Consider the following 25,230-nt stretch of genomic DNA (forward strand, 5'->3'; position numbering starts at 1 on the left):
TCAACCGCTTCGTCGTCGATCACAATCAGCAGCCCAAACCCTTCGTCTGGACCGCCGATCCAGACAAAATCATCGCCGCCGCTAACCGCGGGCACCAAGTGATGGAATCAATCCACTAGGAAATCCAACCTGCACCGGTACCATGAGCCCATCGTGGCCAGTCAAGAAAGCAGACCGCAATGCAGTTTCCAGGTTGGTGGGTGGACGGAGATCAGGACAGCGTCACGATAACCCGTGCAGTTTTTGACGATACGGAGCTTTCTGATTCCAGCAATTGGAAGAAGGCGCATCAAAATGACGACGACGCGTTGGCCCACGGCTTCGTCGAAGAACGGGATATGCTCCTTGAGGTTCGACGGCGCTTGGGCCTGTTTGAACAGGATGCAGCGTCTTGAAGCCCACGAAAGCAGAACTGAGGGAAGCGGCGAGTGAGCAAACTCCCCCGCAGCGCCTCGCCGAACTGGCGGTTCGGGACAAGACATTGGCGCGAGCGGTGGCGTCGAACTGCGCAGCGCCGGCCGAACTCCTCGACACTCTTTCCGAGCATCAGGATAAAGCCATCCGCAAGCGCGTCGTTCGCAATCCGGCAACGCTAGCAAAAACGGTCGCCAAGGCCGGCGGGGAGTTTCCATCGGACCTGCTCGATAACCCAGCTTTCGATCTTTACCTGATCGAACAACCCGACATGCTCACCGACTTTGGAGAGGCGACATTACGCGCCCTGCTCAAGCGCGAGAATTGCCCGGCCGGCTTTTTTGCCTACGCGGCCAAGCGGGGTGACACAGTCACCCGCCTAACTCTGCTGATGAACCCGGCAGCCACGACAGAAGCGATAGAAATCGTAAGAAAAAATGGGGATCGGTCGTACAATAATCCCGCATGGGCACCTTCGGGAGCCCTGATTGAGGCCTGCGACTTACATCGTTCAAGCGCCGGCGACCTGGATTGGCGCGCCCGTTTAACTGTTGGTCTCGAACAGGCTCGTGGCGACGACAGACCCAAACCAGAACAGTTCGCCTTAGCCGAGGTGGGCTTGATGCTTGACGGCACGACTGCTGCGACGCTCGGGCAGCCGCATCAGGCCAGCCCAATCAGCCGTATCCTGTATTCGTCTTTACATATTGATCTGGCGGCGAACCCCGCGACCCCTGCCCATGTGCTGGCCGGTTTGGCGCGCAATGAAAATACCGACGTTCGGAAAGCAGTGGCGTTAAATCCCAGTACAACTCCTGATGTTCTGGGCTTATTGGCGACTGACGCCGAAAATCCCGACATACGGGAAGCAGTGGCTCTCAATCCAAATATAACGCCTGAAATCCTGAATATATTGGTGGCAGATTCTGAAATATCAGTACGTTCGGCGGTAGCCAAAAACCCGTCTACTTCTTTCCAATTACTCCAACTAATTGCTTTTGATGATGCACCGGACCCACAGAAATACGCCCAGTGGCGTCTCGCTGGTGATCGCAATACGCCTCTAAATCTTCTGGAACATATATCGCGCAGTACGCATCGCGTGGTTTTGAACTCGCTAATTTCTAACCCTGCGGCTTCCGCCGAACTTTTGATAGGTCCGCTGGAACGTCTCGTCGGTCAGAATGTTCAGTATGATGTCGCGGTGGCCACGCATCGGTATACCCCGCCACATGTTCTAGAGTCCTTGGCAGCGAAGAAATACCGAAATAGCTATGAAACTTCTTGGTTACGGTCTGCGCTTGCTGCCAACCGTTCCTTGCCTCCCTATCTGTTCGCCGCACTCGTTGCGGAAGATGAATCCGAACAACTGAGGGCCACGATTGCCCGAAACAGGGCCTGTCCCGAAGAGTTGCTGCTTGTTTTGGCGGCCGCGGATTCGATTTCCATTCAAAATGCTGTTTACTGCAATCCCAAAACTCCCTTTGATGTAAAGAAAGCGCTCCAGTCATCTCTTGAGCGCGCTTTGGAGGAAATGGCTCTCAACGGAGACAGGTATGAAAAAATTCGGCTAGCAGAGGATCGATTTACTCCTCCCGGGATCTTGGAAGCTTTAGCCGGCAGTGACAACGTTGTTATCCGACGCACGATCGCGAAGAGAAAACCTTGCACGCAAGCTCTTCTGGAGGCCCTATCGAAGGATGATTCTGCCGGCGTGAGATACGCTATCGCCGGGAACAGGGCCACTCCACCGCACGTGCTTGAGGCGTTGGCCAAGGACCAAAATCCATGCATCCGTTGGATGGTGGCTGAGAATAGCGTTGCCCCACCGGCTTTACGATCAAGCATGCCGCGGGGACCGGTGGGTTTTAGAGATTGGTTCCGGGGCAATGTGAACAGACTTCTGGCGAATGATGACAACACACCACCGCATGTGCTGGAAATCCTAGCAAGCGACTATGATAAACTCGTTCGCTATTGCGTCGCTTACCACAATTTTACTCCCTCGCAGGCGCTAGAGATCTTGGCGCGTGATGGGGAATGCGACGCCCGGGAGGCGGTAGCCCGTCACCCCACGACCCCCTCGCAGGCGCTAGAGATCTTGGCACGCGATGGGGAATCCGAGGTCCGCAAGTTGGTGGCCGGTCACCCGACGACCCCCTTGCAGGTTATAGAAATCCTGGCACGCGATGAGGACGCCTCGGTCCGAGGGGGGGTGGCGCAGAACCCGAATGCGCCAGAGCGATTGCTCGATCTGCTGGCACGCGATGGGGATGCCGATGTCCGGGAGGAAATGGCGTCACACGAAACTGCCCCGGAGCGAATTCTCGATGCCTTGGCTCGCGATGAGGCCGCCTCTGTCCGAAGGCACGCGGCATGGAACTCGAATGCACCAGAGCGATTGCTCGATGTTCTGGCACGCGATGTGGACAATGAGGTCCGAAGGGTGGTGGCTAGGCACCCGGCGGTTCCCTCGCAGGCGCTAGAAATCTTGGCACGCGATGAGGATGCTTCTGTCCGAAGGGCGGTAGCCCGTCACCCCACGACCCCCTCGCAGGCGCTAGAGATCTTGGCACGCGATGGGGAATCCGAGGTCCGGCAGTTGGTGGCCGTTCACCCGACGACCCCCTTGCAGGTTATAGAAATCTTGGCACGCGATGAAGTCGCTTTTGTCCGAGGGGAGGTCACTAGTAACTGGTCGACGCCTCCGGGCCTATTGCAGAGCCTCGCTCTCGATGAAGTTCGTCATGTTGCGTTTGGGGCAAAAGCTGCTCTGAAACGAAGGTTTCGTAAAAAATTATCAGAGCCGAGTAAAAATTTCAAAGAACTCGAACATAAGTTGGTTGCGTTGGGGGGCTCGCCAGTCAGTGGCTCTTCAGAATGGGAGTTGCGCAAGCTATTAATAGCTTTAAAATTAGAGGCCGCTAGGAATCCATACGCCCCAGTCGATCAATTGAATGTCCTGGCCCGTGACGAAGACATCGGGGTGCGTGTTGAGGTCGCCAGAAACCCTTCCGCCTCTGCCAATCTGTTAGCGAAGTTGGCCTTGGACAGCGCCCGGATTGTGCGTGCAAACGCTGCCTGCAATCCATCTTACGCTGGTACAGCATCAGGTGACGTAGCAATCGCTGAAGGCTTACAGCCCACGTTCCGATTGGGGCTAACCAACGCTGGGCGATCTGCCAGCAAGCACATCGAGGCGGCAAAAGCGGCGGCCGACCCCATCGCAGCGGCCCGAGAGTTAAAGGTTGGATGGATCAAGGACCTGACCCGGACAACCCGGCCGGGCATATCTCGCCTCGCAGCCCTGGCTCAACCAGAGTGCCCGCCTGATGCGCTTGCCCGGGCACAGCGGTCGAGTTGGTGGCTGGAACGGTGCGTGATCGCGGCAAATCCGGCGACGCCCCTGTCGGCCCTTCGGGGCCTCGCCAAGGACGGCAATGCCGTCGTTCAGGCCGCAGCGCTTGAGGCCCTGGCCGTTCGTAGTGCGAGCTCGACAGGATGACCCCCGGTGAACTCGAGCAGCAACTCGATCGTCTCGCGGTCGGACGCCTGCCGTATAGCGTGATGATCTGGGGGGCACCCGGGATCGGTAAGTCTTCGATCGTTGGCGCGGTCGCCCAACGCCACGGTCTTGATCTGATTGACCTGCGCCTGAGCCAACTGGCACCGACCGATTTACGCGGCTTGCCAGTGGCCGAGGATGGGAGGGCGCGATGGTATCCGCCTGAGTTCCTCCCTCAGGACGGCCAAGGCATCCTGTTCCTGGACGAAATTAATATGGCGCCGCCGACGATGCAGGGGGTCGCCCAGCAGTTGGTGCTCGACCGCCGTGTCGGTTCCTACAAGGCGCCTGAGGGCTGGTTGATCTGGGCTGCCGGCAACCGGGCCATAGATCGGGCTGCGGTGTTCGACATGCCGGCTCCCCTCGCCAACCGTTTCGTGCATTTTGAAGTCGAGACCGACCTGGCCAGTTTCCGCAGTTGGGGGATTGCGAGAGGGCTCAATGAGCGGATCGCCGCCTTCCTCGCCTTTCGCCCAGCGCTCTTGCATATGCCCAGCTACAAGGTCCCGGCCTGGCCGTCGCCGCGGTCCTGGGCAATGGCATCTCGGTTGCTGGCGGCGGATATTCCAATCGGCGCTGCTGTAGGCGAGGCCGCTCAGGTTGAGTTCGACGCGTTTTGTGCGGTTTACAACAGCCTGCCTGACCTCAACGCCATCGTGCAGGGCCTTGGTGGGCATTTCAGCTTCCCTTCCGAAATGTCCGCACGCTACGCGATTGTCATCGGTCTTGGTGAACGGGCTTGTACCGCAAATGCTGCCATGGCCGCGCTGGACTGGCTGATTACCCGGGCAGAACCTGAATGGGTGCAACTTCTGCTCGTTGATTGTCTGCCTGTGATCCGGGGCTCGAACCAGTTCGCTGCTTTTGCAAAGCTCTCGAGGGAGCACCCCGTCATCAAGGCGTTCCTTGCCGAGGAGCGGGACGTTTCACTGACGTGAACACGGCAGTCGAGGCCAGGGTCAAGGCTGCTCGCCGATGGGTGCTCAAGTTCCAGCCGTTCTTTGGAACCTTGGCCTTGTTTGCCGAATGGCGCGTCGACGAATCTGTGCAGACCGCCGCAACGGATGGTCGAACGATCTGGATATCGCCGTCTTATGCGGCCGGATTGACCGCCTCACAACTCGCCGGACTTCTCGTTCACGAACTTCTCCATTGCGCGCTCGAGCACTCGGCACGCCGTAAATTCCGTGATCCGATCCGTTGGAACATCGCGGCCGATATCGTGGTCAACGGTATGATCGCAGGAGTGCGAGGCCTCGAACTGCCATCAGGCAGTGTGCGTGACTATGATCTGCAGGGTCTTTCGGTCGAGGAAGTCTATGAACAAATCTCGACGGGGAAAGACCGCGGCCATGAACTTCTCCTTGTAGATCTCCTCTCGTCGCCGGCCTCGAAAGCTGATGGCAGTCAGAGTTTATGGGCCGCAGCGCGCGCGCAAGCGGCCATTATTGCGCACCGCCGTAGTGTTGGTTGGGGGAGCACTGGTGCGGGCGTCTCGCGCGAACTGACCCTGATTGCAGAACCCCAACTGCCCTGGGACGCGCTACTCTGGCAGTTCGTCGTTCGTTCGCAGCATGACTATGTTGGCTTTGACAGGCGATTTGTCGGTCGAGGCCTTTATCTGGAAGCGCTCCAACCGGTCCAACTCCGCCTGGTCGTGGCCATCGACACCAGCGGTTCGATCGACGAAGGCCAACTGGCAGCCTTCCTTGCGGAACTCGAAAGCCTGTTGGCCATCCATACGGATATACGCGGTGAGTTCTATTTTGCGGACGCCGAAATCTATGGCCCTTTCTCCCTAACACTGGCGGCACTGCGGGAACGTCCGATCGGGGGAGGAGGCACATCATTCGAACCCTTTTTCGCGAAAGTGGAAGACATGCATCCGCCACCGGACCTGTGCCTCTATTTCACAGATGGCTATGGAACTTTTCCCATCGATGCCCCACGCCCACCGGTAATGTGGATCGTGCCCGAAGGTGGACTAACCACCCAAGAGTTTCCGTTCGGACAGGTCGCCCGTGTGGTCCTCTGACCTGATGCCCCAAGACTCCTCTGGAGATAGCAATGATCCTCCGGTCCTCTGGGCCGTGATTGGTTTGGTCGTCCACAAACGCGAGGGCAATCAAAGGCCCCGTTCTTCCCCCCAGAACTTCGTGACAACGGGGAATCTCGGGATGCCGTCGGGGGTCAAATGGAAGTATTTCACGGTGACCACCAAGTGTGACTCATGAAGCAGTTCCTTGGCTCGCGCCTGACTGCCCTTAATGCCCGCGCGGAAGGTGCGACCATCCGGCAGGGCGCATTGCACGCTTTTCGCTAGACCGGCCCAGTGCCCTACCCCTTCATCGATGGAAAGACATCGGAACTCAGCATCCTGAAACTCCTTGCGTTTCAGAAGCGTCTTGGATCGCTTCTGTTCATAGGCGGCGTCGGCGCGCCACATTGAACCCTCATATCCATTTTCGATCCAACTGCCATGGAGTTCGTCATAGATCTGTTCGTCCTGGATGGCCTCGGTTTGGACGGCAACGATCGCAGGTAGACCTTCAACGACTTTTAGAAGCGCTTGAGAACGCTCTGAAAAAGAGCCGGCATGAGACGGCAGATCATACACGTGATATTCGACAAACTCAGCCGATCTGGTCAATTGCTGGGGGGAGAGGGTCTTTCGTCGAACAAGACTGACGATGGCATTGAAGTCGTCAAAGAGACTGTGGTTGTAGAGCTCCCCGTCAATAATTATGTCCGGCTCCTTGATAAAGAGAGGCCGCAAAGTTTCATAGATGTGGGGAGCGCTGTCGATTGACTGGCCTTCGCGAGTGAAGAGGCCCTCCACCCTCGCAATGCACCGAATTCCATCAAGTTTGGGCTGCGCGAAGCCCGGCGAGAAACCGCTGTATTTGCCCGCCAGCATAGGCTGAAAAAACTTCGGCTCGTCCAGCGTGGCTTCAGTCTTGTGATACTCGCGATCCAGTTGGTGCTCGTAGGCCGAGGCGATCTCAAAACCGGCCTGATCCAGATCATTGCGCGCTTGTTTTCCGATGCAATGGATCCAACCCGTCGGGGTTTGCGGGTTGTTTTTTATGCCAAACAGGACTCGATAAGACGTCCCGTCTTGCTCGATTTGCCAAACCCTCGTGCGGCCGCGGGTGTCCTTTTTAAAGATGATCGGATGAAGCATGCAATTTCACCGGTTGTCAGAGCGCTGTTTGCGTTCCGCATCGCTCACACTTTTGCGCTGCCGTTTCCGGATTGGCCAATATTGTTTATCGGGTACTGACGCGTAAATTCGGCCAAGTCGAAAACACACCTCTCCTTCCCGCTTGAACCGGCCTTCGGTTGCCGCCGTCCAAGCGATGTTATCGGAATAAGGTCCGCGGTTTCTATCGTGGTCGAATTCCACTGACCGATCTACTGGAAAATGCGAAGAAATTCAGCGGAGTCTGGTCGGTAGATTGACAGGAACTGACGTGACCCGTCCAGGTGCCGGCCCGGCGACCCGCCGTTCACACCAGAACTCAAGATCAGCCACGCAGCCTGCGGACTCCCACTATGACGTTGGGTCCAGAGGCGGCAGGTCAGCAGGAGCACTCGAATGGACGATGAACTCCTAGAATTGTTTCAGACCGACGTTGACGACGGCTCTCTACAGAAGGGCTTTCTATTCGTCTCCCGGTCCACTTACTGGACCCCCTGGATGGTCGGCGGGGTGCAGGATCGAATTGAGATCGGCCTGTTTTACGAAGCGTATGGCCAACCACGAGGCCCAGCCTTCGCACTTGAATGGAGTGAGTTCCAGCAAGGGGTGCAGGTGGAAATTCGCTCTCCTGTAGCGGCGTGGCGATTGCTGCCAATGCTCGACGGCCTGCAACCCATTCTCAACCAGATCGCCGCATCGATAGATGGCGATCCATTAGGGGCAGACGAGGTAGCCAAGTTGCTCGAACTGGCGGGTTTCCAAGAGGCTCGGCGAGGGCTTTGGCGGTAGGATTGCCTGAAGCTCCTGAAACGCCGGCAAGCTGGGCCAGCCGGCTAAATTGGCCAGCTTTCTAGCGCCACTCGGATGGCTTCGATGACAGCCTTGTCTCTCTTGCGTCCGCTCTCGATCTTGGTGAGCGCAACAAGGTCCTGCGCCTCCGTCAGAGAAGCCCAGCGTATGGTATTCGTCTCCTCGGATTTGAACGGCGTCGGCGAACCTACAGGCTGCATCAGAAAGTAGGCGGTCGACGTTGTCGAACCGGCGAATGGCATCGGCAAAGCCTGGATGATTTGCGCCTCGTATCCCGTTTCTTCGAGCACCTCTCGTAGGGCGGCTTTCTCAGCAGTTTCGCCGGGATCGGGCCGGCCCTTCGCCCTCGCGGCGACCGTGCTCTTCTGGCTATGAGTCCTGAGCCTAGCTGGCATGATCAGGGAAGGGCAGTTACAGCGGGTCTACGATGCTGTATATTGGCGTCTTCGCTCTAACTTGTGATTCAATTTCCAGGAGGTCCGTCCTGGTTTTCTTCATCAGAGAGATTACCTTGTCGAGGTCTCCTGGACCCAAGCGCTTCACGCCGCCGATGTGTTTCTCAAAGTCTGGCCCAAGCGCGGCAATTTTCTGATCCTTGGCGGCGTCGGTCCAAGCAAGTCCACGAACCTGAGCCACGGCCATTTCGAAATCCTTCTGGTAGGCGGCAATAATCACGTCCCGCTTTATGGCATGGTGTGGGATCAGTCGTCGTTCAGGCACTTCGCCGCGAGCCACAGACTCTTCGTCCTGCCGTGCGAGATCAGTCATGGTGTCGGAGACGTTACGAGTAAATTCCGACCGGTTGTCGCCCGGCTTCCCGAAGGCTTTCTTGAGATGGTCAAAAATCGACATGTCGTTCCTTGATTCAGCGAGCCCGCATTGTGGGGCCGCTTAAGACGAAGACAAATATGCGGAGGGAGTTGTGTCAACTCCCGCTAGTCCGCCCGTCGCAGCTAGTTAATCTCTGCCATCAGAGAGAGAGCGGCATCGGTTATCGTCCGTCGGCTTGGCCAGACGTCCTTCTTCGGGCAATCGCTAGAGAGAGGTTGCTCGATTCCTGGGCTGGTTCGCGGCCGACGCCGTCAAGACATACCAAGCAGCTGCTGATCTCGACGGCGCGACCGTTTTTGACGTAGCTAGACGTTACGGATGTTGCGAACGCCCGTGGCAAGGGATGGCGCAAGCCCTGCCCGCGAACATGGACTGGAGACCTTTTTGAGCCGCCAACACAGTGCACCAGTCCTTATCCCACGCGGGCCGGCCAAGGCGACCTCTCTAGCGTCGATCGGCTTCCGCAGCGGAGAAGATTCCGTCAGCGAAGAATACATCCAGCGGCTGGTTCACGAGCACCCGTCCTGTCTGCCTATCGCAGAGATCGACCCGACCTTTATCGGGCCGGTGCCCGTTTGCATGGAGTTGCAAACGCCCGCAGGCCCGATCGACAACTTCATGGTGACTCCGTCCGGCTTGCCCGTTCTGGTCGAGTGCAAACTTTGGAGGAACCCGGAAGGCCGTCGCGAGGTGGTTGGTCAGATCCTCGACTACGCCAAGGAACTCAGCCGATGGTCTTCGTCGGACCTCGAGCGGGAGGTGCGCCGTCGTCTGAAACGTGACGGCACGGTCCTTCTGGACCTAGTGCGTGAGGTGGACCCGTCCGTCGACGAGATCCAGTTCAACGACGCCCTCACCTCCAACCTCAGACGTGGCCGGTTTCTTCTGCTGATCGTCGGCGATGGGATCCGCGAAGGTGTCGAAGCCATCGCAGAATACCTTCAGGCGCATGCCGGCCTGCATTTCTCGCTTGGTCTTGTGGAGATGCCGATCTTCGATCTCCCGAACGGGGACCGTCTGGTCACCCCGCGCGTGCTGGCTCGGACCTCGGTCGTCACCCGAACGGTCGTAGCGGTGCCTGAGGGCTACACTCTTGAAGACACCGCCGACCCGTCGACGGTGCGTGAGCTGGATCCGGATCGGGCTGCTTTGTCTGACGCGCAGCAGAGGTTCTGGGCCGAGTTTCTGGCCGGCCTGTCGCTTGATGACCCCGAGCAGGCCGTGCCCAAGCCTGCCAAGCTTGGCTATCTGTCCTTCAATCTGCCCGCGCCGGCCGGCAGTTGTTGGCTGAACGTCTACCGGAGCATGAAGCTGGGCGAGGTCGGCGTCATGATCTCCTCAGCCCGGGGCACCGCGGGCGAGCATGCGATGCTTACCCTGGCTGACGCCTGGGAAGAGATTCGCGAAGACCTCGGAGGAACTGCAAGGCGCATCGACCGTGACGGTCGCCCCACGATTATTGACTCAAAAGTGTTCGGCTCGCTCGATGATGCGGCGGTCCGTAAGAAGGCGTTCGCTTGGCTAGCCGAGCGCGTGAACACCTTCGTCAATGTCACCCGACCCCGCGTGCGATCGGCCGTCGCCGATTATCAGGGATAGGCTTGTGCGGGGCTGGCATGCTGCGACTATAGGTGGAAATTGAGAGCCGTTCTGGCTCACCGTTTTGGGGGAGGAAATGACGGTTGAGCCGAGTATCGAGGTCAAACGTCATGGCCTGTCGAAGTCCCGCCTGACCGCGCTCGATCAGTGCGAGCGTAAGCTTTGGCTGTCGGTCCATCGCCGCGATCTGGGTAAGCGAGATGCCGGCGCGGATCATCAGATGGCCGTGTGCCATCAGGTGGGAGCGATCGCCTGTGACCTCCGCCCCGACGGGATCATGATCGAGGAGAGGGATCTGGGGGCTGCAGCGGAGACGACGCAGCGTTTGCTCGCCGAAGGGAACCGTCTGCCATTGTTCGAGGCGACCTTTTCCCAGGAGGGTCTTCTGGTTCAGGTGGATGTGCTTGAGCCTGTGGCCGAGGCGGCCTGGGCGATCGCAGAGGTGAAGAGCACCACCAAGACCAAGGACTACCACCGGGCCGACCTCGCCACCCAGGTCTGGGTGCTGCAGTCCTGCGGGCTCGAGATCGCTGGGGCCTCAATCCGCCATATCGACAACCAGTTCGTTCTGAAGACCGCCGGTGCCTATCGTGGCCTGCTCAAGGATCACGCCTTGCTCGACGACCTGACCGAGCTCCTGGCCAGAGTGCCGGACCGTGTGGCCCGCGCGCGGGCCGTACTGGTTTCAACTGAGCCGGCCGTGCGGACCGGCGACCATTGCAACACGCCCTTCACCTGTGAATTCCGGGAGCACTGTGCGAGTTTCGAACCCGCTGCGCCTGAGTGGCCTGTCGCTCTGCTACCGCGAACGGGCAAGACCCTCGCGGCCCGGTTCGGCGCGCAGGGTGCCTATGACCTTAGGGAAATCGAGGAGCGCGACCTCGACAACCCCATCCATCGGCGCATCCATGCCGCCACGTTGTCCGGGCAGGTCTACCATGACCACAAGGGTGCAGCGGCCGCAGTTGAAGGTTGGGCCTCGCCGCGCGCCTATCTGGATTTCGAGACGATTTCGTTTGCAGTCCCCAAGTGGGTTGGGACGCGTCCCTATCAGGCGGTGCCCTTCCAGTTTTCCTGCCACGTCGAAAGGGACGGCGGCGGACTGGACCATGTCGGCTTCCTGTCGCTGGATGGGGCGGATCCCCGCAGGGCCTGTGCCGAGGCATTGCTCACGGCGCTAGGCGCTCATTGTGGGGCTGTTGTGACTTACAACGCCTCTTTCGAGCGGGGCTGTGTTGAGGGTCTGGCGGAGTGTTTCCTGGACCTCGCTCCTACCTTGATGGAAATCCGCGACAGGATCGTCGACCTGCTGCCGGTGACGCGCGACCACTACTACCACCGCGATCAGCGCGGAAGCTGGTCGATCAAGGCGGTTCTGAAGACGGTGGCTCCCGACATGTCATACGAAGATCTGGTCGTCGGCGACGGAATGGCGGCACAGTTGGCCTGGCTTGAAGCCGTCTCGAATGGTTGCACGCCAGAGCGGAAGGCGACCATCCGGTCTGCGCTGGAAACCTATTGCGAGCGCGACACCGAGGCTATGGTGGTGCTGTTGCAACGGCTCACGCGTCCGGTGGAGGCTTGGGCCTTATGAATCTCGTGACCCGTTGCCTCTACCGCCGATCTTCACAGTCGCAACCACTGGAGCGGCTCGGCCATATTGGTCGCCGAGCGGCTCATCACCCCATGAGAACGCTTGGCCAATCAGCCACCCATCTTCACGGGTCTCCGGTCTGGTCACGCGTTGTCCTGGTTCCTATCCAAGATCCGCCAAGCCCGCTGATTCAACGCGCACTCTGTGCGTCCGGCACCCAAGGGCTGGCGCTGCGGGGCCAGAAAGAGCTTGCCCAGCATTGTCAGATCACAGTCCTATGAACGCTGCGTCATCCCAACCTTACCGTATGTCTTTCGCTGTTGGCGGCCTTCATCTGAACGAAAGCGTCGAGATCGCTCGCCTGCACGTTCCATCCGAGAGTTGGGAGATCACATTGCATCGGGCCCTCGAGGCGGGAATCGCTTCGCTGCCCAAGGCGGAGTCGCGGCGCCGAATGCTGAGGGAGACTGTGGTTCGGGTTTCAACCTTGAGTGCGGAGGAGATCGACTATCTCGTTCACGACGCTGACCGTAGCGAACAACAAGCCCTCTTATGGCTCGCAACCTGTCGCGCGTACCGCTTCGTGCGAGAGTTCGCTACGGAGGTCCTCCGTGAGCGCTACCTATCGCGTCGGTTCGATCTGCCGCTTGAGAGCTTCGACATCCTGTTCGCTGCAAAGGCTGAATGGGACGAGCGCCTTGCCGGCATCACGCCGGCGACCAGGACGAAACTCCGTCAAATTCTGTTCCGGATCATGCGAGAAGCGAACGTCGTGACGGAGGATCGGAAAATCGTATCGACCTTCATTTCTCTCAGGCTGAGGTCAATGATCGGGCATCACAACCAACATGACCTAATGATCTTTCCAGGGCTCCAGGATCAAGGAACTGTATCGTGAGGAAGCCGGAAAGTCGCAAGGAACGCTCTGAACACCTCTACAACGTGATCACCAGTCAGCGATTCCTGACCAAGCAGGGCCTAGGCAATGAAGTGCCATTCTTTATCTGCCCATTCCCGGCGGAGGAGGGATTATCAATCGATTCGGACCGCAACGATCTCATCAATAGGGTTTCACATGCGGGAAATATTGTCTTGGACATCAACATATATGATGTGGCGCTCTCGATACTGAGCGAACGAAATATCCGTGACACAATAATCGAAATCGAGCCCGAAAAAGAAAAGGCAGAAATTCGGGAGATACTCCAATCCGTTCTCGACACCAGTGCGACATTGATACCCTGGATATCAGATTTGATAAATTCGACTCCACACGATGTAATATTTTTATCCGGTGTTGGCGAAGTTTATCCTTACATTCGGTCGCACAACGTACTTAATAACCTACAACGCGCGGCCAAAGACAGGCCAACTATATTGTTTTTCCCGGGAAGCTATACGCATGCGCTAGCGACGGGAGCCTCTCTCGATCTGTTCGGTCGATTACATGACGACAAATACTACAGAGCGTTTAATATTCTTAACTACGAGGTTTAGCGAAGTGGCGATATCGATGCGCGAAATTTTCGAAAAACCCGTCGACCGTTCGATTGATGGTGTCATCAAGGCCGATGACGACGCAAGTCTGAGAACTGAGCTTGATGAATACGTTATCACCGGTGAGATCGGCCGGCGCCTCAGCGAATTTCTCGAAAGTTACAATAATTTCGAGACGGCGAACGGCGTCTGGATTTCAGGCTTTTTCGGTTCAGGCAAATCCCACCTGCTCAAGATGCTGGCCCTGGTGCTCGAGAGCCGCGAGGTGGACGGGGCCAAGGCATCGGATATTTTTCTGGAGAAACTGAAGGACGACCCGATGCTGGCCGGGGCGCTTCGAAAGGCTGTCTCGGTCCCCTCCAGATCGATCCTTTTCAACATCGACCAGAAGGCCGATGTGATCTCCAAGACGGATGTCGATGCGTTGCTTTCTGTTTTTCAGAAGGTTTTCGACGAGATGCGCGGCTATTTCGGGAAGCAGCCTCACATCGCGGAGTTCGAGCGACAGCTCGACGAGCGAGGGCAGTTCGCTGCCTTCAAAGAGGCATTCCATCAGGTTTCGGGCAAGGCCTGGGAAACAAGGGGCCGGCAGGAGGCCTTGCTGGAGGGACGCAACATCGCCCTGGCCTTTGCCCGCGCCACAGGAACCGACGCGGAGGACGCCAAGGATATTCTCTCGAACTATCGCAAGGATACCCGGGTCTCGATCGAGGATTTTGCCGATGCGGTGAAGAGCTGGATCGATCGCCAGGTTCCAAACTTCAGGCTCAACTTTTTTGTGGACGAGGTGGGTCAGTATATCGCTGACAACGTCAAGCTTATGACGAACCTGCAGACGATCGCAGAAAGTCTGAATACAAAATGCAGGGGTCAGGCGTGGATCATCGTCACGGCACAGCAAGCGATCACTGAAGTCGTCGGCGATCTTACCGTCCAGCAAGAAAATGACTTCTCGAAAATCCAGGCGCGCTTTGCAAACCGGATACCTCTGAATTCAGCGGACGTGGCGGAGGTCATACAGAGGCGGTTGCTGTCTAAAACAGATGCCGCAGCGATCGTGTTGGGGAACCTTCACGACAAGGAGGAGGCCAACTTCAAGACGCTTTTCGACTTTGCAGATGGCTCGATCAAGCTCCTCAACTATCGCGACCGTAAGCATTTCGTCAGCAGCTACCCTTTCCCTCCTTATCAGTACACGCTTTTTCAGATGGCGATCGTCTCTCTGTCTCAGCACAACGCTTTTGAGGGTAAGCACAGCTCGGTTGGTGAGCGGTCGATGCTCGGCGTGTTCCAGGAGGTGGCAAAATCGCTGACGGATCGCCCGGTCGGGGGGCTCGCTACGTTCGATCTCATGTTTGAAGGCATCCGTACCGCCCTCAAGTCATCGGTGCAGCAGTCGATCCAGATCGCGGAAAAAAACCTCGAGGACCCCTTTGCGGTTCGCGTCCTCAAGGCTCTCTTCCTCGTTAAATACGTCAAGGAATTCAAGCCGACTGTTCGCAACATCAGCATACTTCTGCTGTCAGAGTTCGACGTCGATCAGGTTGGACAGCGACGCAAGATTGAAGAGGCCTTGGGGCTGCTGGAGCGAAACACCTACGTTCAGCGCAACGGCGAGATCTACGAGTTCCTCACCAATGAGGAGAAGGATGTCGAAGCCGAGATCAAGGCGATCGACCTCGACCCCAGTGAACTCAACAAGGAGCTTGAGACCCTCGCCTTCGATACGATTGTGCGGCACCGCAAGCTGAAGCACCTGGCAACGGGTTATGAATACGCCTTCAGCCGCAGGCTGGATGATCAGTTGCTTGGCCGAGAGTATGAGCTTTCAGTCAATATCATCAGCCCGATGAACGATGACGCCGCCGCGCCGCAGGCGGTTCAAATGCGCAACATGGGGCGTGAGGAGCTGGCTATCGTTCTCCAACCTGATGTTCGGTTCGTTCGCGATCTCAGCCTCTACCGACAGACAGACAAGTTCATCCGGCAGGCGCGAAGCGGTTCGCCTCAACCCGGACGTGACAGGATCATCACGGAGAAGGGCGAGCAGAACGTGCGGAGGTCCAAAGATCTGGAACTGCGGCTCAGAACCCTGATGGCTTCCGCCCGACTTTTTGTGAGGGGCGACGAACTGGATATCGGCGGGGACGAGCCCCAGGACCGGATCACCAAGGCGTTCCAGGTGCTCGTCGACAAGGTCTACGTAAACCTGCCGATGCTGCGAAAGGTCAACTATGTAGAAGCCGACATTGCAAAGGCCGCCAGCCCCGCATCCGGCCTGTTTGGCGGCACTGCAGCAGCGCTGGACGAGGCTGAGCAGGATGTTCTGAACTACGTGTCAGGCCAGGCCCGCAATGGCATCAAGGTGTCGGTCAAGTCCCTTATCGAGCGCTTCGGTGGCAAGCCAAACGGTTGGCCGACCATCGCAACGCTTTGTCTCGCCGCCAGCCTTTCAGCCAAGGGTAAGGTCGAAGCTCGCCTGGATGGCGCCTTGCAGGAGGGGGCGGAACTCGCTCAGGCGTTGAACAACAGCCACAAGCTTTCGAACATTCTTTTGACGCCGCAGTTGGAGTTCACGGCCGCCCAGATCCGTGCGGCGAAGGAGCTCTATACAGAACTTTTCGGCCTGCCGGCTGACGGTTCCGAGGCCCGCACGCTCGGTGCGGAATGGGCCCAAAGCGTTGCCAATCTGGCGAACGAGCTGAACCTCATGCTGGCGCAACGGGATAAGTATTCTTTCCTCAAAGCGCTCGAACCCCTGCGCGATGAGATCGTCCTGATGAAGGACAAGCCCGCCAGCTGGTACATCACCGAGCCCGTCAAGGCTGGTGACCGACTGGTTGACCAAAAGGAGGCTGTTCTCGACAAGGTTCGAACCTTCATGGGGGGACCGCAGCGGGAAATCTACGATGATGCCCGGGCCTACCTGCAGGCTCAGGAAGCCAACATCAGCTATGTCGATGCTGCTGCGGGCGACAGGCTGCGCGAAACCCTCTCCGATCCTGACTGCTACCGGGGCGGGGCGATACAGTCGCTGAAGACGGGCCTTTACGCCCTCAAGGACCAGACCGAACTCGAGGTTCTCAGGGAGCGCAAGGCTGTCATCGCTGCGGTGGATGATTGTGCCGAGAAGATTGCCAGTACCGCGGAGTTCCGGGCGCTCACGTCTGAACAGCAGGACAAGATCCGGCGCAGCGTCGACGCTCACAAGGCTGGGCTGGATACGGTGATACTGATCCCGATCCTGCGGGACCGCGCCAGTGGCGCGCGTTCCGGGCTTATGCAGCAACTTCTTGCGCAGATGGCTGCCTTCGCCCCACCCGTGCTGGCTCCGACCACCCCCCTGGGCATGGGCGAGGAAGGTTCACCACCACCGGTACCACCGGCAACACCTGCCTATATCAAGGCTTCAGAGGTCAAGGTCGCCTACCCGCGGATCTACCTGGCTGAGGAATCCGACGTCGACCAGTACGTCGATGAACTGCGTACAGCCCTGATGGCGCAGATCGCCCAGGGCATGAAGGTGATTGTTTGATGGATACCAATGCGCTGAAGAAGTTCGGCCAGGCAGCCCGGAATCTCCTGATCGATCAGATCACCGGCAAGCTCACTGTCGTCCTCGATCCCGCCTCGATGGCGCGGCGGGAGCAACCCGAAGCGATGAAGGTCCTGGATGCCGCCATTGCCGCACGCGGCAGGGGGCAGGTCATCGAACAGGTGGCCTACACCTGGTTCAACCGCTTCACTGCGCTGCGGTTCATGGATGTGAATGGCTACACCAGTCCACGCGTCGTTTCCCCCGCAGACGGTGCAACGCGGCCGGAGATATTGTCAGAGGCGCTCGCGGGGAATCTGCCGGAGGGCGCCCCCGCCGGCGTCACAGCTCTGCTGGACGGGCGCGTTCCATCTCCGGACGCCCAGGCTGAGGCTTACCGGCTACTGGTCGTCCATGCCTGCAACCAGTGGCACGGCTCGATGCCGTTTCTGTTCGAAAAGTTCGACGACTACACCGAACTTCTGATGCCCGAGGATCTGCTGTCGCCCAGCTCCATCCTCGCCCGCCTGCGCGAAGCGATGACGCAAGATGCCTGCGCGGATGTCGAGGTGATCGGCTGGCTCTACCAGTTCTACGTCTCGGAAAAGAAGGATCAGGTCTTTGCCGGGCTGAAGAAGAACATCAAGATCACGGCGGAAAACATCCCCGCCGCGACGCAGCTGTTCACCCCACACTGGATCGTCCGCTATCTGGTGGAAAACTCTCTAGGGCGGCTCTGGCTGCTGAACCGGCCGGAGTCAAAACTGGCTGTGCAGATGGACTACTACATCGCACCCGAGGAACCCGAGACGGACTTTCTGCGCATCGACCGGCCCGAGGACATCCGTATCTGCGATCCGGCCTGCGGGTCGGGGCATATGCTGACCTATGCCTTTGACCTGCTGCACGCGATCTATGCCGAGGAAGGGTATGAGGCTGACAGCATCCCCGCACTGATCCTGACCCACAACCTGCAAGGAGTCGAGATTGACGACCGTGCCGGGGCGCTGGCGGCGTTTGCGCTGGTGATGAAGGGGGCGGCGAAGCTGGGGCGGCGGAAGTTTCTACGACTGGGGGTGCAGCCCAATATATGCGTGATGCAGGATGTGCGCTTTGCCCCGGCCGAGATGCAGGACGTGGCCGCCGTGGTGGGGCGCGATCTGTTCACGTCGGATCTGCGCGAAACGCTCGGGCAGTTCGAGCAGGCCAAGAACTTCGGCTCGCTGATCGTGCCGAAACTGCGCGATTCCGCTGAGGTGGCCCGTGTGGTGCGGCTGAAAGAGTTCGGCGGCGACCTGCTGCTGCGCGATGTGCAGGACCGGGTGCTGAAGGTTCTGGAGATGGCCGAGGCCCTCTCGCCCAAATACCATGTTGTGGTGGCTAACCCGCCGTATATGGGTGGGAAGGGGATGAACGTAAAGCTTCAGGACTTCTTGAAGGAAAAGTTTGCAGAAGTGAAATCCGACTTGTTCTCGGCATTTATGGTTCGGAACACGAAGTTGGCAGTCGTTAAAGGACAATTGGGGTTTATGACCCCCCTTGTTTGGATGTTTATTTCATCTTATGAACTATTGCGAGTTTTTATTCTAGAACAGAAGACCATAACAAGCTTGATCCAATTGGAATATTCTGGTTTTGAAGGCGCCACTGTTCCTATATGTACCTTTACCTTGCAGAATTCATATTCTCCCGAATTCATGGGAGGATTTGTGCGGCTGTCAAAATTTCGTGGCTCGGCGCTTCAAGGCCCTATGGCCCTAGAGGCTATTCGGAATCCACACTGTGGGTGGTTTTACAGGGCTTCCACAAAAGACTTTCGAAAAATTCCGAGCTCTCCAATTGCCTATTGGGCGAGCAACAAGTTATTCGATTTATTTGAAAAATCTCTGAATCTTGCCGACATTTCAACGGCACGTAATGGGATGACAACAGGCGAAAACGCCACCTTTGTAAGATCGTGGTTTGAGGTTTCTCAAATTAATACATCGCTGCGTGAGGGGTGCTTAAAAAAGACCCACCCTACCAGATGGTTTCCCTACAACAAAGGAGGCGATTTCCGCAAGTTTTATGGAAATGGTGAATTTTTGGTCGATTGGGAAGATGAGGGTCGACGGCTAAAAAAGTTCCCACGAGCGATTTTACGAAATCCCTCTTTTTATCTGAAAGGTGGAATCACCTGGACGCTACTGAGTTCTTCTCATTTTGGTGTTCGTTATATTCCAGACGGCTATCTATTTGATGTAAATGGAATGATGCTTTTCGCAAATAAAGACTATGATGATTCAGTCGTATTGGCGTTTATGTGTTCGCAAGTCTGTCGCGAAATACTTAGAATATTAAACCCGACGCTGGCCTTTCAGGTTGGTGACATTTTGCGCCTTCCAGTGTTAGATAATCTCGAAATAGCGGGTGCGGGTACTTTGTCCAAGAATACACGCGAAGCGGTTTCCATAACCAAATCCGACTGGGACGCATACGAAACCTCCTGGGATTTCACCTCGCTGCCCCTGCTCGCCCCCGAGCATCGGGCCGAGACGCTGGCGGCCAGCTACACCACCTTCCGCGCCCATTGGCAGGGCATGACGTCCGAGATGCAGCGGCTGGAGGAAGAGAACAACCGCATCTTCATCGACGCTTACGGTCTGCAAGACGAGCTGACCCCCGAGGTGCCGCTGGAGGAAATCACCCTTACATGCAACCCCGCCTATCGCTATGGCGGCAAGGCCATGGCGGAAGAGCTGGAAACCCGCCTGCGCGCCGACACCATGGCCGAATTCCTGCACTATGCCGTGGGCTGCATGTTCGGCCGCTATAGCCTGGACGCCCCCGGCTTGATCCTTGCCAATCAAGGCGAAGGGCTGGCCGATTACCTCGCCCGTGTGCCGGAACCCAGCTTTGACGTCGACGCCGACAACGTCATCCCGGTGCTGGACGCCGACTGGTTCGCCGATGACATCACCGAACGCTTCCGCAAGCTCTTGCGCGTGACCTTTGGCGAGGCAAAGCTTCAAGAAAACATGTCCTTCATCGAAGACGCCTTGGGCAAGGACATCCGCAAGTGGTTCACCAGGGACTTCTTTGAATACCACGTTCGCCGCTACAAAAAGCGCCCGATCTACTGGATGTTCTCGTCCCCCAAGGGCAGCTTCAACGCGCTGATCTACATGCACCGCTACCGCCCAGACACAGTGTCGGTCGTGCTGAACGACTATCTGCGCGAGTTCATCAGCAAGCTGCAGGCCGAACGCAGTAGGCTGGAAAAGCTGGCTGATGACCCGAACGCCACCCAGACCCAGCGCACCAAGGCGTTGAAGGATGTGGGCACCGTGATCAAGCAGATCGCCGAGCTGGAGGAGTGGGAGCGCGAGGTGGTCTTCCCGCTGGCGCAGGCGAAGATCGAGATCGATCTGGATGACGGGGTAAAGCGGAACTATCCGCTGTTCGGCGCGGCCCTGAAGCCGATAAAGGGGCTAGAGGCTGTGGATGAGTGACCGCATCTCCGCCAGTCTGCGGCGGCTGTTCGAGGAGCACCGGATCGTCTTCTGGTACGATGTCGATCGCGACATGCGGGCCGAGTTCGACGCCGCGGACCTGGACGGCGTGACCAAGCTCGAGATCGCGAACAACGAGTTCGGGCTAAAATACCGCATCCTGCGGCAAGAGGCGGACACGCAGTTCCTGCTGTTCAAGGACGGGCCAGAGCCGCCGATGGCCGAGAACTGGCTGCTTGATGTGCAGCTGGCGACAACAGTCTTCAAGGCTGACCAGGCCGCAATCTGGCTGGCCGAGCTGGGGTTGCCCCTGCAGTTCGAGGCAGTAGTTCGTGAGCATATCGAGTTCTTCCGCGCCAAGACCCGGGTCGATGCGCTGAAGCGGCTGATGCAGCCGTCGGACACCCAGACACAGATGCGCCTGCGAATGCTGGCCGTTTGCGCCGGTGCCGAAGGCGGCCTCGATACGGTGATTGAAGGGCTGTTGGGCGAGCTGGCGAGCGGAAACGAGGATGCGCTGCGTCTGCTTGAGCGGGCAGGCCTCACCCAGACGTTCTGGAAGCAGGTGGAGCAGGCTTACGGCTATCATTCAGACGAGTCGGACTTCGAGGATTTCGCGATCACGCTTTTCCAGTCGGCCTATTCGAGGGCCCTGGGCGAGGATGGCCGGCTGAATGCCGAGGCGCTTCTGGTGTTCCGCCGTTGGAAGAACAACCGCCATTGGGCCGATGCGTTCGAAACCCTGTCCGACCGATATCAGGACCTGCTGAAGATCCGAGCCGACCTTCGCAAGCGTGACTTCCGAACAGTGGTGGGGATTGATCACTTCGAGGACATCGACCGACACATCATCAGCCAACTGGTTCAAGCCATGTCGACCCAGACGGTCAGTGCGCCAGACGTGCTGGGATGGGCGCGCGAGCGGCGGCAGAGCCACTGGTATTCCAGGTTCGAGGACGTCTATCAGGCGATCGCGTTCGCCACAGAGTTCCAGCAGGCTTTGGCGACAGCGGACCTGAGCATGACCAGTCCGGCCGAAGGGGTCAGACGCTATGTCGGCAGCTGGCACCGCCTCGACCAGCTGTATCGCAAGTTCATCTACCACATGCAGAAGAGCGGACAGGCTTCACTGCTGGGCGACCTTTATGACGCGGTCGAGAACCGATACAACAACAACTTCGTTCTTGCCGTAAACGACGCCTGGCAGGATCAGATCGCGCATCTCGGCGAGTGGAAAATCCCGGGCTATGACGCTCAGGCTGATTTCTATCGCGAACAGGCCGCTTACTATCGGCGCAAGGATCAGAAGGTCGCCGTCATCATTTCGGACGCCCTGCGCTACGAGGTGGCGGAGGAATGCCTGCGCCATATCCGGGCCCTTGATCGCTTCGACGCCGAGTTGAAGCCGATGATCAGCGCCCTGCCCAGTTATACGCAACTCGGCATGGCCGCGCTTCTGCCGCACAGTGATCTTGCCCTCGCAGTTGACGGGAGCGGCGACATTCTTTCTGGAGGAGAAAGCACCAAAGGGCTGGCCGCCCGAGAGAAGCTACTCATAGCCGGGCGTAAGGGCGACAGCGCCAAGGCCTTGAAGGCCGAAGACCTGATGAACATGCGCACGGAGGAGGGCAAGGCCCTCTTTCGCGATCACCATATCGTCTACGTCTACCACAACCGGGTCGACGCGATTGGTGACAAGCTCCAGACCGAAGATCAGCTGCCTCAAGCGGTGGAAGACACCATCGAGGATCTGACCAAACTCGTTCGCAAGCTCACTTCCGCCAATTTTTCGAACATCCTGATCACCGCAGACCACGGGTTCCTGTATCAACACCGGGCACTGGATGAGAGCGACTTCGCGATCGCCGACCCACAGGGCGACGAGATCCTGTTCCGAAATCGACGTTTTGTTATCGGGCGTGGCCTGGGGCCAACCCCGGGTATGAAGCTTTTCACATCGCCGAGCCTGGGATTGTCCGGAGACCTGGAAGTCTTGATCCCCAACTCGATCAACCGAATGAGGGTCAAAGGGTCAGGCAGCCGCTTCGTCCATGGGGGCGCGACGCTGCAAGAGATCGTCATCCCTGTCATCCGCGTTGGCAAAAAGCGGGAGGGCGACGTTGGTCAGGTCGAAGTGCAGATCCTTGTCTCCGGGCGTAGTCTGATCTCGTCAGGTCAAACCGCAGTTACGTTTTATCAGGCGCAGGCGATGTCCGAGAAGATGCGCGCCCGAGAGCTATTGGCTGGAATTTATGCCGCCGACGGGACACTGATCTCAGACGAGTTCACGATGCTATTCGACTTCCGGTCGGACAATGCCCGCGAACGCGAGATGCCGCGTAAGTTCTTGCTGTCGCGCGAGGCGGACCGCTTCAACAATCAGGAAGCGGTCCTCAAGCTGCGAGAGCGGATCGGCAAAACCAGCCACTACGAAGACTACGCCAGCCACCGCTTCGAGCTCCGCCGTGGCATCACCACCGACTTTGATTTTTAGGGAGCCGGCTGATGAGTGATCTCGACGCCAAAATCAATCAGCACTTTTCTGGATTTGTGGTTCGCAAGGACCTTGTCAAAGCCGTCAAGGGCAATGCCATCGTGCCCACCTACGTGCTCGAATATCTGCTCGGGCAGTACTGCGCGACCGATGACGAGGCCTCGATCCAAACTGGCATCGAGACCGTGAAGGACATCCTGCAGAAGCACTACGTTCACCGCAGTGAAGCCGGCCTGGTCCAGTCCCGTATCAAGGAGCTGGGACGCTACAAGGTCATCGACCAGGTCAGCGTGTCTCTGAACGAAAAGACGGACAGCTATGAGGCTGTGTTCGAGAATCTGGGGATCAAGAGGGTTGCGGTCGATAGCGGGACCATCAAGGCGCATCCCAAGCTGCTGGTCACAGGTGTCTGGTGCATCGCCGACGTCCAATACGAGTTCACGGAGGACACCCGGGTCTCGCCGTGGATCCTCGATACGATCAAGCCCATCCAGATCGCCAAGGTCGATTACGAACAGTATCGTGAGATTAGGTCTGCGTTTACGACGGATGAGTGGATTGACCTTCTGATCCAGAGCATCGGCTTCGAACCTGGCGCCTTCGGCCGACGGAGCAAGCTTCTGCAGCTTCTGCGCTTGGTTCCGTTCGTCGAGCGAAACTACAACCTGATCGAACTGGGCCCAAAGGGTACAGGAAAATCTCATATATATTCAGAATTCTCGCCTCATGGACAGTTGATCTCGGGAGGAGAAATCTCCATCCCGAAGCTTTTCGTGAACAATTCTAGCGGACGGATCGGTCTCGTCGGCTATTGGGATGTGGTGGCATTTGACGAGTTCGCCGGTCGAGAAAAGACCGCGAACAAGGCGCTCGTCGATATCATGAAGAACTACATGGCCAACAAGACCTTCTCTCGCGGGATCAATCCCATGGGGGCTGAGGCCAGTTTTTCCTTCGTGGGGAACACGGACCACAACGTACCGTTCATGCTGAAGAACAGCGATCTGTTCGAGGCCCTGCCCAGCCAGTTTCACGACTCCGCTTTCATTGACCGACTTCACGCCTATCTTCCAGGCTGGGAGATCGACGTGATCCGCGGTGAGATGTTCACCAAGGGATACGGCTTCATTGTCGACTATCTGGCTGAAATCCTTCGACATCTCCGATCGGAAGATTTTTCTAACCGGCCAGATAAGTTCTTCAAGGTCAGTGAGAAGATATCAACGCGAGACAGAGACGCGATTTTCAAGACCATGTCCGGTTTTCTGAAGCTTCTGTTCCCGGATGGTAGCCAGACGGAGGCAGAGGTTGAAGAACTGCTGCGCCTTGCGATGGAAAGTCGCAAACGTGTCAAGGATCAACTCGCCCGCATTGATAGCACCTACCCTGAGGTCGATTTCTACTTTGTCGGGTCCGGTGACCAGAAGCGCCGGGTCACAACGGTCGAAGAAGAGGAGTACCCTCAGTTTTACAATTTAAGGCCGGGCCTCTTTGCCGAGGGCGATCATGCCCCGGAGGTTGACCCTGGCAATGACCGGGCTGAAGAAACTCGAATTCCCGAGGCTGCGCCTGCAGATGGCCTCGCATCGCGGAGTGCGCCGCCCAGGTTGGCCGAAGGTCACCAAGTCTTCGCTGAGAACCGCAAAGGGGTCAGCTATGACAAGCTCTTTGGTCCCTATACCGACGGGGCCAAACTCATAGTCGTTACGGACCCGTACATCCGTTATTTCTATCAGATCCGGAATCTGATGGAGTTCGTCGAGATGGTGATCCGCAGAAAATCTCCGGAAGATCAGGTCAGGATTCATCTCGTGACCGGGCCTGACGACGCGAACGCTCACCGTCAAGGAGAGCTTCTGGACTCGATCGCGACCGCCTGCACAGCCACGGGCGTCGACTTCACATGGGCCTTTGACACGTCAGGATCAGCCCATGCGCGCGATATTGTCTGCGATACCGGCTGGAAAATCGTTCTCGACCGAGGCCTTGATGTATTCCAGGCCCCCGTCAAAATTGACGGGTTTTCACTTGGTGATCGACTGCAAGAACACAGAATGCTGAAGGGCTTTTACGTCACATACGTGCGCGTAAGCCCGGAGGTAGCCTGACGCTTTAAGGTTCGCTCTCGCCCTTAAGCGATAGATTGAGCAGCCCCCGGTTTCGTGGGCACCGAGACAGGGTGTTTTGGAGGTGGAAAG

At 57.8% G+C, this 25,230-nt stretch carries 16 protein-coding genes and 1 pseudogene; 14 read left to right on the top strand and 3 right to left on the bottom strand.

The genetic code is table 11. The annotated features are described in order from the left end of the window. The 5 genes and pseudogenes from ACP7AZ_RS16360 to ACP7AZ_RS16380 all read left to right on the top strand — a co-directional run. Positions 1–119 (top strand): annotated as a pseudogene (locus tag ACP7AZ_RS16360) (IS630 family transposase); the annotation flags it as partial. 60 nt (positions 120–179) lie between these two features. Further along, on the top strand, positions 180–395 hold the full coding sequence (locus ACP7AZ_RS16365; RefSeq protein ID WP_426039684.1) for a hypothetical protein: 216 nt from the start codon (positions 180–182) through the stop codon (positions 393–395). Further along, a complete protein-coding gene (locus ACP7AZ_RS16370) occupies positions 392–3,919 on the top strand; it encodes a hypothetical protein (RefSeq protein ID WP_426039685.1) in 3,528 nt (1,175 codons plus the stop codon). Before ACP7AZ_RS16365 ends, ACP7AZ_RS16370 begins: the two co-directional genes overlap by 4 nt. Beyond that, positions 3,916–4,917, top strand: coding sequence for an AAA family ATPase (locus ACP7AZ_RS16375; protein WP_426039686.1), 1,002 nt, complete (start codon positions 3,916–3,918; stop codon positions 4,915–4,917). The genes ACP7AZ_RS16370 and ACP7AZ_RS16375 overlap by 4 nt, the downstream gene beginning before the upstream one ends. Further along, complete coding sequence (locus tag ACP7AZ_RS16380; protein WP_426039688.1) at positions 4,914–6,014, top strand: DUF2201 family putative metallopeptidase; 1,101 nt, start codon at positions 4,914–4,916, stop codon at positions 6,012–6,014. Before ACP7AZ_RS16375 ends, ACP7AZ_RS16380 begins: the two co-directional genes overlap by 4 nt. Positions 6,015–6,104: 90 nt before the next feature. Here ACP7AZ_RS16380 and ACP7AZ_RS16385 read toward each other — a convergent pair whose 3' ends face one another. After that, a complete protein-coding gene (locus tag ACP7AZ_RS16385) occupies positions 6,105–7,163 on the bottom strand; it encodes a hypothetical protein (RefSeq protein WP_426039689.1) in 1,059 nt (352 codons plus the stop codon). A gap of 414 nt (positions 7,164–7,577) precedes the next feature. Between ACP7AZ_RS16385 and ACP7AZ_RS16390 the strand changes: the two genes are divergently transcribed. Beyond that, positions 7,578–7,970: a hypothetical protein gene (locus ACP7AZ_RS16390; protein ID WP_426039690.1), complete on the top strand. Its 393-nt coding sequence runs from the start codon at positions 7,578–7,580 to the stop codon at positions 7,968–7,970. 44 nt (positions 7,971–8,014) lie between these two features. On the opposite strand, the gene ACP7AZ_RS16395 is transcribed toward ACP7AZ_RS16390, so the two are convergent. Further along, positions 8,015–8,386: an NUDIX domain-containing protein gene (locus tag ACP7AZ_RS16395; RefSeq protein ID WP_426039691.1), complete on the bottom strand. Its 372-nt coding sequence runs from the start codon at positions 8,384–8,386 to the stop codon at positions 8,015–8,017. A gap of 16 nt (positions 8,387–8,402) precedes the next feature. Beyond that, positions 8,403–8,843 carry a hypothetical protein gene (locus ACP7AZ_RS16400; protein ID WP_426039692.1) on the bottom strand — a complete coding sequence of 147 codons (441 nt, stop codon included), beginning with the start codon at positions 8,841–8,843 and terminating at the stop codon, positions 8,403–8,405. Positions 8,844–9,206: 363 nt separating this feature from the next. On the opposite strand from ACP7AZ_RS16400, the gene ACP7AZ_RS16405 reads away from it, so the two are divergent. The 8 genes from ACP7AZ_RS16405 (at position 9,207) to brxL (ending at position 25,140) form a co-directional block, all read left to right on the top strand. Next, a complete protein-coding gene (locus tag ACP7AZ_RS16405) occupies positions 9,207–10,421 on the top strand; it encodes a hypothetical protein (RefSeq protein WP_426039693.1) in 1,215 nt (404 codons plus the stop codon). A gap of 76 nt (positions 10,422–10,497) precedes the next feature. Continuing rightward, the gene (locus tag ACP7AZ_RS16410) at positions 10,498–12,015 is read left to right on the top strand and encodes a DUF2779 domain-containing protein (RefSeq protein ID WP_426039694.1); all 1,518 of its coding nucleotides are present in this window, start codon (positions 10,498–10,500) and stop codon (positions 12,013–12,015) included. A gap of 307 nt (positions 12,016–12,322) precedes the next feature. Beyond that, complete coding sequence (locus ACP7AZ_RS16415) at positions 12,323–12,913, top strand: DUF1819 family protein (RefSeq protein WP_426039695.1); 591 nt, start codon at positions 12,323–12,325, stop codon at positions 12,911–12,913. Next, positions 12,910–13,512 (top strand): DUF1788 domain-containing protein, encoded by a 603-nt coding sequence (locus ACP7AZ_RS16420; protein ID WP_426039696.1) that lies wholly within the window; start codon positions 12,910–12,912, stop codon positions 13,510–13,512. The genes ACP7AZ_RS16415 and ACP7AZ_RS16420 overlap by 4 nt, the downstream gene beginning before the upstream one ends. A gap of 16 nt (positions 13,513–13,528) precedes the next feature. Next, positions 13,529–17,047 (top strand): BREX system P-loop protein BrxC, encoded by a 3,519-nt coding sequence (brxC, locus tag ACP7AZ_RS16425; protein WP_426039697.1) that lies wholly within the window; start codon positions 13,529–13,531, stop codon positions 17,045–17,047. Then, complete coding sequence (pglX, locus tag ACP7AZ_RS16430; RefSeq protein WP_426039698.1) at positions 17,047–20,538, top strand: BREX-1 system adenine-specific DNA-methyltransferase PglX; 3,492 nt, start codon at positions 17,047–17,049, stop codon at positions 20,536–20,538. The genes brxC and pglX overlap by 1 nt, the downstream gene beginning before the upstream one ends. Continuing rightward, positions 20,531–23,032, top strand: coding sequence for a BREX-1 system phosphatase PglZ type A (gene pglZ / locus ACP7AZ_RS16435; RefSeq protein ID WP_426039699.1), 2,502 nt, complete (start codon positions 20,531–20,533; stop codon positions 23,030–23,032). Before pglX ends, pglZ begins: the two co-directional genes overlap by 8 nt. An 11-nt stretch (positions 23,033–23,043) precedes the next feature. Continuing rightward, positions 23,044–25,140: a BREX system Lon protease-like protein BrxL gene (brxL, locus tag ACP7AZ_RS16440; protein WP_426039700.1), complete on the top strand. Its 2,097-nt coding sequence runs from the start codon at positions 23,044–23,046 to the stop codon at positions 25,138–25,140. Positions 25,141–25,230 lie beyond the last annotated feature (90 nt).

It is taken from the genome of Brevundimonas sp. DC300-4, from assembly GCF_049897365.1.
In the GTDB taxonomy this organism is placed as follows: domain Bacteria; phylum Pseudomonadota; class Alphaproteobacteria; order Caulobacterales; family Caulobacteraceae; genus Brevundimonas.